This is a genomic window from Fructilactobacillus carniphilus, from assembly GCF_024029675.1.
In the GTDB taxonomy this organism is placed as follows: domain Bacteria; phylum Bacillota; class Bacilli; order Lactobacillales; family Lactobacillaceae; genus Fructilactobacillus; species Fructilactobacillus carniphilus.
Genome location: NZ_CP097121.1, coordinates 733,854 through 745,890, shown reverse-complemented (window position 1 = coordinate 745,890; position 12,037 = coordinate 733,854). Strand labels below are relative to the sequence as shown.

Below are 12,037 nucleotides of genomic sequence, written 5' to 3'. Positions count from 1 at the left end.
AAGGCAGAGTAGGGAGAATGAAGAAATTTAACCAACGCCGTTTTGAATCACTTTTCGATACCAACAAAAGAACAAGGTATCGGATGTATAAAGCCGGTAAGCAATGGTTAGTTGCAGGAACTGCTACTGTTTCAGGGATGGTAGCTAGTATCTTGCTGGGTGCTCCAGTTACAATGGCAGACTCTACCCAACAGCTAAAGCGAGAGGTTGATAACGACGACCAACTTCTTGTTAATCAACAATCTGCTACGGTCCCTGCTCACTCTAACTTGAATTCCGAAGCCTCTCAGTCGACTTCATCGTCTGAAAGCGAAAGTAATTCAATTTCTAAGAGCGAGCAGGGTAAGTCCACTGTTAGTAATTCAAGCAGTGAATCAACTACACTGAATACAACTAATAACAGTTCATTAACCAGTTCTAGTAGTTCACAAAGTACAGAATCAAACTCTAACCACCAAGATTCACAGAAGAGTATTAGCAGTGCATCAGCAGAGAATTCCAACGCTAAGTCCACAACAAATACTAGTACATCACAAGCTGATAGTAATACCGTAACTAACGCAAAAGTTTCAACTAGTGATTCTAATGCAGCTGCTAAAGACCTTAATAACTCTATTGCTAGTGAATCAATCATTCAATCAACTTCTAATTCAGAAGATAGCTTGACTGATTCGACAAACAGCATTTTGGGTTATGAAAGTCAAAAGAGTGAAGAACCGAGTTCCGCTTCGACTTCACAAAGTTTTAGTGAAAGTCAAAAGGTTAGTGAATCTGCATTAGTACAAGAAGCATCAGACAACTCACTTTCAAATGACAAGTCATTGAGCATTTCCACTAATGATTCGGTTGCTGCTTCAACTAGTAACAGTGAATCAAGGGTTAACAGTGACAAGCTGGTCTTGGCTGCCAACAATAATGCTGGTCAACCAGGAATGAAGATTCCTAACAAGCCGGCTGGTGAAGATAGCAATACGAATGTCTTTATTAATAGTATTAACAAGGCGATTGATGATGCTAATGCTGCACTTCATACGCATATTCCTACTCTTAATGAGTTAGGGCTTGCTCCTAACGTAGATGGCGTTGTTAACGGAAACCATTATATTTACGATGGTAACTCCGGTTCCATTAAAATTGATACCAGTAAAGGTTGGTTAACGCTTGGTAATGACCAAGAAACTACTCTTTACATTTGGAACCCAGTTACAGGTCAATGGGATAAAGTTAACCAGAAGCCTTACGTAACTAACAATTCTAGAAGTAGTATTTCAGTTAACGTAAACCCACATGATTATGGACTTCAAGCTGGAGATGAAATGTACATCCAAGCTGGAGTTCAGTCTAAGGATTTCATTAACAAAGTTGCACAATACTTTGAAAATTATGTTATCGAACATTTCGGTGATCACTATGCAACTGAAGCATTGAATGCTGCAATTAATGCAGCTGTTAACGTTTATAATGCTGCTATTTCATCTACTAACGCTGAAACTTTCTCTAAGATTCAAGCAGTTCCAGTTATTGAAAACCTTCCATCACAATCAACTTCAGCTTCAGTTAGTCTAGAAAAATCAATGAACACGACTTTATCAGACAGTATGTCTAATAGTTGGGGTTCGATTTCTGGTTCTTACAATGACTCTCAATTAAGATCATTGAGTACTTCTCAATCAGATTCAATCTCATTGAGTTTGAGTAATTTCCACAGCACTTCTGAAGCTACCAGTTTTAGTGCTGAACACACGTCTCTTAATGCACAAAGTGTTGTAGATTCAGCAGTTGCAGCTAACCAATCAGGACTGGACTCAAACGCAAGTCAAAGTGCTTCAATTTCATTGTCAAATGAACTTAGTTCACAACTCAATTCGGTTAGTTCATCTATGAACTCCGCAGATGAATATAACTCTGGTTCATACTCACAAAGTGCTTCTTATAGTTTGCAATCACAAACTTCTGCTCAAGCTGAGCAATCTAGTTTAAGTAACAGTTTCTCTACGAGCATTTACAATAGTAAATTTACTTCAATTCAAACTAGTGGATCAGTTCAAAGCTCTGAAGATGCTAATTTACCGAATGGAATTACCCATCCTTTTAATAGAGCTAGTGCCGTAGATTCGTTATCTCTAGTTCGTTCTACGTTGAATTCTCAATCCGCATCACAATCTGTTGCTGATGCACCCGCATCAATGTCTGCTTCTGCAAAAGTTTCTGAATCGATGTCCGCTTCGATTTCTTTAATTGACAGTAAATTAGCTGCAGATAGCCAGAAAACTGCTGATTCAATGAATGATGCGAGTCAATTGACTTCGAAGTCAACTTCCGTGCAACTTCAGGATCGTTCGGAAGCAGAATCTCAGATTTACAAGAACTCAATTGTCGATAGTTTGCAAAGTTACTACAGTTCACTGAGTGCTAATGCAAGTACGTCTAAATCTGAATCAACTAGTATGACTTCTCAGGAAAGTTTGAATTCTAAGTCTAATTCAGCTGCTAAGTCTACTTCTGCAAGTGATTCTACTGCAAAGAGTCAATCAGCATCTGCTTCAACTTCATTATCAAACAATCCTAGCTACAATCCTGATTCAGTATCCAAGAGTGCTTCTACTTCAGCATTTGACAGTCAATCAGCTGAAAAGAGCACCTCTGAATCGATTAGTACGTCAGTCTCTGAACGAAACAGTAACCAATCTGCTAGTGCATCAGCATCTGCTTCAACTGAAGCAAGTTACTCAACTTCAGCATCGAAGAGTACTTCGATTCAAAGTATCATTTCTTCCTCTGAGTCGAAATCAATGGCAAGTGAATCAAGCGAAACTACTGATGACCGTGGATCTGCTTCACGGAGTACTTCAACTTCAACTCGGCAATCAGACTCTGATTCCAATTCATTAAGTTCTTCTAAGAGCTTCTCTGAATCGGCCTCCACTAGTAAGTCGAAACATGACAGTGTTTCTACATCAGCAAGTATTTCTAATTCAAAAGCTAGTCTTAGCGATTCCAACTCAGAAGTAGCTAGTGTAAGCAGTTCGAAGTCTGTTTCTCAAAGTCTGATTGATTCAACGACGGCGTCAGCTACGCAATCAACTTCGAAGTCTAATTTTGACAGTATTTCAAAGAGTAACTCAATTAAGAGTGAATCAGAATCAACATCGAAGTTAGCGTCTGAAAGTACTTCGACTAAGTCGTTATCGGATAGTGAATCAACGTCTAAGATGGAATCTGAAAGTACTTCAACGAAGTCATTGTCAGACAGTGAATCGACATCGAAGTTAGCTTCAGAAAGTACTTCAACGAAGTCATTATCGGATAGTGAATCAACGTCGAAGATGGAATCTGAAAGTACTTCAACGAAGTCGTTGTCAGACAGTGAATCAACATCGAAGTTAGCTTCAGAAAGTACTTCAACGAAGTCGTTGTCAGACAGTGAATCGACATCGAAGTTAGCTTCAGAAAGTACTTCAACGAAGTCGTTGTCAGACAGTGAATCAACATCGAAGTTAGCTTCAGAAAGTACTTCAACGAAGTCGTTGTCAGACAGTGAATCGACATCGAAGTTAGCTTCAGAAAGTACTTCAACGAAGTCGTTATCAGACAGTGAATCGACATCGAAGATGGTATCTGAATCGGCTAAGAGTCAATCAGACGCATCACTTTCAGAAGCGTCATCAGAATCAGAATCAACCTACCAGTCAGGTTCAGCTTCAGTATCCAAGTACGGTAGTGAACTGAACTCACGGATTGATTCTATAAAAGCCTCTATTTCACAAAGTGAACTTAATTCAACAATTAAATCCGCTCAAAATTCAATTAGTGGTTCGCAAAGCGCTTCTGAATCCACGATTACCTCCGGGATTGCATCACATTCAGAATCAATGAGTGCCAGTGTATCCGAATCTACCGCAATTGATTCAGTCGAGAAGTTAATTAGTGATTCTGAAAGTGCATTCGAATCCGTAATCACTTCTGGGATTGCATCGCACTCAGCATCAATGAGTACTAGTGCCAATGATTCGGCATTAGGATCTAATTACGCATCAGGTTCAGCTTCAGTATCTAAGTACGGTAGTGAACTGAACTCACGAATTGATTCTATAAAAGCTTCTATTTCACTAAGTGAACTTAATTCGACAATTAAGTCCGCTCAAAATTCAATTAGTGATTCAGAGAGCGCTTCTGAATCCACGATTACCTCCGGGATTGCATCGCATTCAGAATCAATGAGTGCCAGTGCATCTGAATCTACCGCAATTGATTCAGCCGAGAAGTCAATTAGTGACTCCGAAAGTGAATTTGAATCTACAATTACTTCCGGGATTGCTTCCCATTCAGAATCAATGAGTGCCAGTGCATCTGAATCTACCGCAATTGATTCAGTTGAGAAGTTAATTAGTGATTCTGAAAGTGAATTTGAATCTACAATTACTTCTGGGATTGCATCGCATTCAGAATCAATGAGTACTAGTGCCAATGCTTCCGCATTAGGATCTAATTACGCATCAGGTTCAGCTTCAGTATCCAAGTACGGTAGTGAACTGAACTCACGGATTGATTCTATAAAAGCTTCTATTTCACAAAGTGAACTTAATTCGACGATTAAGTCCGCTCAAAATTCAATTAGTGATTCAGAGATTGCTTCTGAATCCACGATTACCTCCGGGATTGCATCGCATTCAGCATCAATGAGTGCCAGTGTATCCGAATCTACCGCAATTGATTCAGTCGAGAAGTTAATTAGTGACTCCGAAAATGCATTCGAATCCATAATCACTTCTGGGATTGCATCGCACTCAGCATCAATGAGTACTAGTGCCAATGCTTCCGCATTAGGATCTAATTACGCATCAGGTTCAGCTTCATTATCCAAGTACGGTAGTGAACTTAACTCACGAATTGATTCTATAAAAGCTTCTATTTCATTAAGTGAACTTAATTCGACAATTAAGTCCGCTCAAAATTCAATTAGTGATTCAGAGAGCGCTTCTGAATCCACGATTACCTCCGGGATTGCATCGCATTCAGAATCAATGAGTGCCAGTGCATCTGAATCTACCGCAATTGATTCAGCCGAGAAGTCAATTAGTGACTCCGAAAGTGAATTTGAATCTACAATTACTTCTGGGATTGCATCGCATTCAGAATCAATGAGTACTAGTGCCAATGCTTCCGCATTAGGATCTAATTACGCATCTGGATCTGCTTCAGTATCTAAGTATGGTAGTGAATTGAACTCACGAATTGATTCTATAAAAGCTTCTATTTCGCTAAGTGAACTTAATTCGACAATTAAGTCCGCTCAATCATCAGCTAGCGGTTCGCAAAGCGCTTCTGAATCCACGATTACTTCTGGGATTACTTCCCACTCTGCTTCCGTATCTGGGAGCAACTCGGCTTCTAAGTCAAGCTCTGTAGTTGCTTCTGAAAATGGATCAGTATCAACTTCATTGGTTGATTCTACGTCAACTTCTGTGAGCGATTCTGAAAGCAGATCATCGTCAGAATTAGAATCTGGGATTGCATCGCACACCGCTTCCGTATCTAGTAGCGATTCAGTATCATTATCTGCTTCTAAGAGCGCTTCGTTATCTGGTTCGGCAGTTGAATCAATTTCGAAGTTACAATCAGAAATTAGCTCCTTGAGTACCACTGACTCTTTATCCACGTTAGGGTCAACGTCAGCTAGTGAAAGTGCTTCATCTTCAACGGCTTCTAAAGCAACGAGGGAATCGTTATCAGACCGTGGAAGCCAAATCGCTTCAAACGAAAACTTGTTAAGCACATCTGTTTCAGCAAGTGCCAATGCTAGTGGTAGTTCCTTGAGCACTTCTTTGTCTAATCGTTCAAGTCAATTTGCTTCGAACAAAGCTTCCTTGAGTACTACTGCTTCAACATCAACGACTGGAACTTCATTGTCTACGTCCGCTTCAAATGCTAATTTAAGTTCTGCTAACGCCGCTAATATGAACGCTCAGAACAAGAACAAGCAAACCAAACAACAAGCATTACCACAAACTGGTGACGCCTCACAACCGACGACGGTCCTTGGTTTGTTGATGATTCTTGCAGGTCTTGGTTTCAAGCGACGCAAGGACGACAAAGAATAGTTAAATGATTAGTAAAAACGTTCATTAATTACCTCTCGTAATTAAATCGTTTTGAAAGGATTTATCCTGAGTAATTTAAGCAGGGTGAATCCTTTTTTTGTGCACAAAAAAATCTCCTTTCCTAAGCTGGAAAAGAGATTGGTTTCGTATTTTAATGAGTAATTCCGTTATTGATCATTAATTTTTTATAAATGTCTACAAAGTTAAAGTACATTGATTTTTCAATGTATTCGTTAGAACTGTGCAGAGATTGATTTCCGGGCCCAAAAATCATAAAGGGGAAGTCCTGCGATTTATTGACCAAGAACTTGGCCGCGTCGGTTGTGTAAGTTCCGCCAAAAGTGGTGATAGTCTGACCAGTCACTGCTTGACCGACTTCCTGTCCTCGTTGCACCAATTGGTTTTCAGCGTGTCCGTCTACCGGAGGGAGGTCCATTAAAACGTTCAGATCAAAGTTGTACTTCGAATCTTGTTGTTCTAATTGAGCAATGGCAGTACGCAGAATATTTAACACGGCTGCATTATCAAATTCATCAATGGTGCGGGCATTTAGAGAAACGCCCGCCGTTCCTGGAATGGAGTTAACCTGGGTGCCACCGTTTAGGACAGTGAAGTTAAATAAGAAGTCACCCATAGCGGGATCTGTTGCGGAGACAGTTTGAATCTGATGATTGATTACTTCAATTAAATCAAGTAAGTTTTGCAGCGCATTATTACCAAGTTGTGGCATCGAACTGTGTGCGATTGTTCCCATTGCCGTAATTTGTACATCGAGAGAGCCCTTGTGAGCGTAACAAATTTCATAACCAGTTGGTTCGCCAATGATGAGTGCATCTACGTCTTTCATGTATCCTTCATTGGTTAATTGTTCAGCCCCGTATTCTCCAACTTCTTCGCCTACCGTCAGTAAGAAGCGAACTGTTCCTGGGAATGGATCTGCTTGTTCATGCAAATCCAACATGGCAATTACCATGGCAGCGAGGGCACTCTTCATATCACACGCCCCCCGGCCGTATAACTTTCTGTTCTTTTCAGTCAAGACAAAGGGAGGAGTGCTCCAATCTCCGCCAGGATCAACCACGTCGGCGTGGCCACTAAAAACGGTAATCGGGTGACCATGGCCAATTTCAACGACAAGATTCGCCCGTCCTGGCTGGTAGTTGATGATTTGAGCCGGAATTTGATGACGTCGAAAGACCATTTTAAGGTACTCCGCTACCTCAGCTTCGTGATTGTTGACAGATTGAATTGCAACTAAATCTGAGAGCAGTTTGATCCGTTCTTTTGAATTCATAGTGATCTCCCTTTCGTTTTTTCTTAGGATAGCGGAAAAACAAGAAAAGTCAATTATCCAAGTTGATTTTAGCAGTAATTGCTAGAATTTGATTTAAAATAGTAATGAACAAAAAGGAGGATTATCATGAATCAGAAAATTTTAGTTGTAGAAACCAACGTTGCTAACTTTGCGGGAACTACCCATTTAACTGGACTATGGCTAGGGGAGTCGGCTGAGTTTGTTTCTGTGATGGAGCAAGCCGGGTTTGACATTGACTATGTAAGTCCCAACGGTGGGTATGTCCCATTGGATCCACGGAGCATGAAAGATACATACGTTGATGAAGTTACTTTAAAAACTTATCTAAAGCATGACTACCAGGTTCGAGGATTAGCTCAAACGTTAACTCCCGCCCAGATTAGTCCGGAAGACTACGACGCAATTTACTTTACCGGGGGTCATGGAGTTATGTTTGATTTTCCGGATAACCAGGATTTGCAGAAATTAACGGTAGCTATTTATGAAAATGGGGGCTATTTGTGTTCAGTTTGTCATGGAATTGCCGGCTTGTTAAACGTAAAATTGGACAACGGCAACTACCTGATTGACGGCAAAAAGGTAACTGGGTTTACCACCAGTGAAGAGTTACTGAGTGGGAATTCGAAGCGGGTGCCATTTTTAAACGAGAAAGTGGCGACTAGTCATGGCGCTGAATTTGTGAAGGAACGTCCGTTTAAGAGTTTTGTAGTACAAGATAAACAGCTGATTACAGGTCAAAATCCAGAATCACCTAAAGCAGTGGCTGAACAGCTCTTAAAGAATTTGACTGCTGATGTAGCGGGTTCAAACTAATAAATAATGTTCTTTCCGTGCCTACACAAGAAGCACTCATTGCCAAATTAGCACTAAATTGGGATTCCTTAATTAGAGCTTCAATTACTTTAAATAATAGTCATTAGACCAACTAAAAACGTGCTTATTTGCCAAGTGACTTTTCAAAGGACTTATCTTTTGCGGTGAGTCCTTTTTTTGTGGAACAAATTAAGATAATATCCGAACAATAACTTTATCACGTTTCCTAATGATAGTTTAAAAAATCATTTGACTTCTTTTCTCAATGCGCTATACTGACAAAAATCGAACATTGGGTTGGATTTAATTTAAAGGAAAAGGAAGTGTTAAGATGACTGACCAAGTAGCAAATGCAGATCAAGTAGAGGTGCTGGCTCAAATTCTGTACCAAGCCTACGCCGACCAAGAGCCGTTAGAAATGGCTGATTTTCCTACTTTTTCTGACGAACAGGCCTATCAGGTTCAAGACCGGCTCATGAAGCTCAAACAGCATAAAAGAGGCGGTTACAAGATTAGTTTGACTAGCGCGGAAACGCAGTCGATGTTTGACGCTACGGAACCATTATACGGTGCCCAGTTAGACGAACGCTTCTTTCGTTCCGGTGCTCAGCTACCGGCTAGTTTGTTTTTAGCTCCGTTAGTTGAGGTGGAACTGGTCTTTACTGCACAAGCAGACTTGAGCGTTCAGGACGACTTAGAAGACTTACTGGAGAGAACGACGATTGCTCCGGCGGTGGAAATTCCAGACTGCCGCTTTCGTGATTGGTTCCCTAAATTACCTAAACATCTTGTGATTGCAGATGCAGCCGTTGGCGGTGCCGTAGTATACGGAAAGGAGATGCCTGGGACTAATTTCCAACTAGCAGAGCTAGCTGAGGTTAACACCAAGCTCTTCCATGATCAGGAACAGGTGGCTACAGGAACTTCTAGTGAAGTACTCGGAAATCCAGTTAAATCCTTACGATGGTTGGTGCAAAAATTAGCTAGTCGTGGTCAACAATTACGCGCTGGTGAACACGTTTCGACTGGAACGTTTTTACTTCCTGTTCCATTAACAAAGGGTCACTGGCGGGCTGATTTTGATCACCAACTCGGTTCGGTTGAATTTGACGTCAAGTAAAAAGGGCCCTTCTCTAGGGAAGGGCTTTTTTCACGAAATAAATTAATATTGGAGTTCACATGACAACTGAAATTAAACATTTAACGAATAGTAAACAGACGGTCCGGAATTTACACCAAATGATTGTGAAAACCTTTTGGGATACTTATCGGGGGACGTCTGCTGACCATAACATTGCGGATTATTTGGAGCAAAATTACTCCTTGGAGCAAGTTAAAAAGCAGCTGCAACAACCCAATTGTGCCTTTTACTTTATTTTGGTGAATGGTAAAATTGGAGGTTATATGAAGCTAAATTTTGACGAAGCGCAAACCGAAACTTATCAGGGGAAGTCACTGGAAATTGAAAAACTCTACGTTCTGCCCGCCTTTAAACGGCAGGGGTTAGGGACGAAACTTTTGACTTTTGCTGAAGAGACCGCAGTCAATCGGGATGAAGATTATATGTGGTTAGGGGTATGGAGTGAAAATGAAAAGGCTAAGGCTTTTTACCAAGAAATCGGCTTTCATCAAGAAACTACCCATACCTTTGAACTTGGTGATGACCCGCAAACCGATTTAGTCTTCGTTAAAAAATTAAAATAAGTTGTAAAGTTAGGTGGATAAAAATGGAACAACAGGAAAAACTAGCAGTCTTACGGCAGTTAGTTGGGTTTAAAACAATTGGTGGCAACGAACTCGCGGCCGCTGAGTACATTCGGGATTTATTGGCAGAACACGGAATTAAAAGTGAAATCCATGATTTAGGCCACCAACAGGCGAACTTAATTGCAGAAATTGGCACGGGCCAAAAGCCCGTTTTTACCGTGAGTGGACACCTAGATACGGTAGCCGTTGATGAAGCTGATTGGGACACGAATCCGTTTGAACTGGTGCAAAAAGATGGTCAGTTTTACGGAAGCGGAGTCACCGACATGAAGGGTGGGGTGGCTGCTTTAGTAATTGCCATGATTGAACTCCACGACCGCCAGGTGCCTTTAAACGGAACCCTTCGCCTCGTTTTAACTGCTGGAGAAGAAAGCGATATGCGGGGTTCCCGTGCCTTGCACGCGGAAGGGGTAATGCAGGACGTTGATACGTTGCTAATTGCGGAACCAACGGGTTATCGGACGGTGTATGCGAACAAGGGAGAAGTTGATTTTGTCGTCACTTCCGTCGGCAAAGCAGCGCACAGTTCGCGGCCTAACTTTGGGATTAACGCCATTCAAAACCTGATGGACTTTTTAGAAGCGGTTAAGACCAAGATTGAACAAAAAGCGGAACAACGTCCTGATTCTGTGTTGGGGAAGACCACGTTTACAGTTGATATTTTCCAAGGGGGAATCCAGATTAATGCGATTCCTGCTAAAGCTGAAGCTCAAATTAATACTCGGATTGTCCCGGAATATAATAATGAAGCCGTGATTGCAGATTTTAACGAAACGTTAGATGAATTTAACGCAAACCACGAGGGTGAAATCCAGGTTAAGTTACTGATGAACATTCCGCCGGTGGTTGCTAACCCCGACTCCCGCTTAATCCGGGAGATTGTGAAAATTGCCACGCCATACATGCAGTCGATGCAATATTCGGCAGATGAACAGCAACAAGGAGCTGAAATGTTGGAAAAGCAGGGATTTAATCCCTTTGCGACTGACAAGCTAGCCGTGTTGAGTGCGGCTGGTGGAACCGACGCTTCGGAATTGTTACGTGATAAGTTGGAAGGCGCTAATTACGCCGTCTTTGGTCCTGGAAATCCACTGAAGATGCACCAAACTAATGAAGCTGCCTCGGAACAAATGTGGTTTGACTTCATTGAAATTTATGAAAAATTATTTGCAGAGTACTTAAAGTAAAAAGCGACCGTTGTTTAACGGTCGCTTTTTGGGTGCTGTAATGGTCGTAGTTCAGCCGAAAAACGTTGTAGTAAGTCTGCTGAAAATTTTTTTGTTCCTGGTTGTTGTTTAACATGTTTCCAAAGGATCGCGGCGGTTGCTAGTTTATTGGGGAAAATATTGGTTTCTGGATCCTGGCAAAAATCTTTGACGAAATGATTCCACTGGTAAGTTTGCTCTTCTGAGGTGGATTGAAGTTTCTCTGTACTTAATTCATTTACAGTTAAAAGGTCTTGTATGGTTAAGCGGGAATCATGTTCTTTACGCGCTTTTCTTCGTAGAGCGGCCATTTTTTTGGTGAAATGAAATTCTTTTTGGTTTAAAGCGGTGGCCAAAAAGGTTCTAGTTGCTTTATTAAATTTAAAAGTAGGGTCAATTAGTGGGGTATTTAACGATAATAAATTTGGTGAAGTTGATTTTGGTTGTGAATAAGATTGTTTGATAGTAGAAGGAACCGGATTTCCGTTAAAAAACTCCACTAAGGAATTAAATAAATCAGCCTTGGTACCAGTGGTGGGAAGATTGCGTTCTCGACAAAATTGCATTAGTTCGGTTTTGTAAAAATATTGTTGTTCAAGTTGTTGGAGCGTTAATTGGTTCATTAGATTTCCTTCTTTTAAAAAATAACTTGACATGATGATTGGCACTTAATATATTATATCAAATAATTGAAGGAGGAATTGTCATGAACCGTCGTAAGCAAAACTTAGCCATTATTAACCAAGCTATTATTTTCACGACGGTGAGTGAATGATTCTTGGTTATTTTTACTAGCTAATTAATCAGAGCCTTCCGTCTTTTAAAACTGACGGGAG

Annotated in this window: 7 protein-coding genes; 5 read left to right on the top strand and 2 right to left on the bottom strand. The window is 40.9% G+C overall.

Annotation, left to right across the window (positions count from 1 at the left end):
- Nucleotides 1-17: 17 nt before the first annotated feature.
- On the top strand, nt 18-6,101 hold the full coding sequence (locus tag M3M37_RS03875; protein WP_252795883.1) for a KxYKxGKxW signal peptide domain-containing protein: 6,084 nt from the start codon (nt 18-20) through the stop codon (nt 6,099-6,101).
- A 151-nt stretch (nt 6,102-6,252) separates the two neighbouring features.
- Here M3M37_RS03875 and M3M37_RS03870 read toward each other — a convergent pair whose 3' ends face one another.
- On the bottom strand, nt 6,253-7,395 hold the full coding sequence (locus tag M3M37_RS03870) for an ArgE/DapE family deacylase (protein ID WP_252795881.1): 1,143 nt from the start codon (nt 7,393-7,395) through the stop codon (nt 6,253-6,255).
- A 126-nt stretch (nt 7,396-7,521) separates the two neighbouring features.
- Here M3M37_RS03870 and M3M37_RS03865 point away from each other — a divergent pair, with 126 nt between their 5' ends.
- The 4 genes from M3M37_RS03865 (at nt 7,522) to M3M37_RS03850 (ending at nt 11,183) form a co-directional block, all read left to right on the top strand.
- Entirely contained in the window at nt 7,522-8,229 is a 708-nt protein-coding gene (locus tag M3M37_RS03865) for a type 1 glutamine amidotransferase domain-containing protein (protein ID WP_252795879.1), read from the top strand.
- A 331-nt stretch (nt 8,230-8,560) separates the two neighbouring features.
- Nucleotides 8,561-9,349 carry a 2-keto-4-pentenoate hydratase gene (locus M3M37_RS03860; protein ID WP_252795877.1) on the top strand — a complete coding sequence of 263 codons (789 nt, stop codon included), beginning with the start codon at nt 8,561-8,563 and terminating at the stop codon, nt 9,347-9,349.
- Between the two features lie 59 nt (nt 9,350-9,408).
- Nucleotides 9,409-9,933, top strand: coding sequence for a GNAT family N-acetyltransferase (locus M3M37_RS03855; RefSeq protein WP_252795876.1), 525 nt, complete (start codon nt 9,409-9,411; stop codon nt 9,931-9,933).
- Nucleotides 9,934-9,956: 23 nt separating this feature from the next.
- Nucleotides 9,957-11,183 (top strand): ArgE/DapE family deacylase, encoded by a 1,227-nt coding sequence (locus tag M3M37_RS03850; protein WP_252795874.1) that lies wholly within the window; start codon nt 9,957-9,959, stop codon nt 11,181-11,183.
- Nucleotides 11,184-11,197: 14 nt separating this feature from the next.
- Here the strand turns inward: M3M37_RS03850 and M3M37_RS03845 are convergent, their stop codons facing one another.
- Nucleotides 11,198-11,824, bottom strand: a complete 627-nt coding sequence (locus M3M37_RS03845) for an SAP domain-containing protein (protein WP_252795872.1) — start codon at nt 11,822-11,824, stop codon at nt 11,198-11,200.
- Nucleotides 11,825-12,037 lie beyond the last annotated feature (213 nt).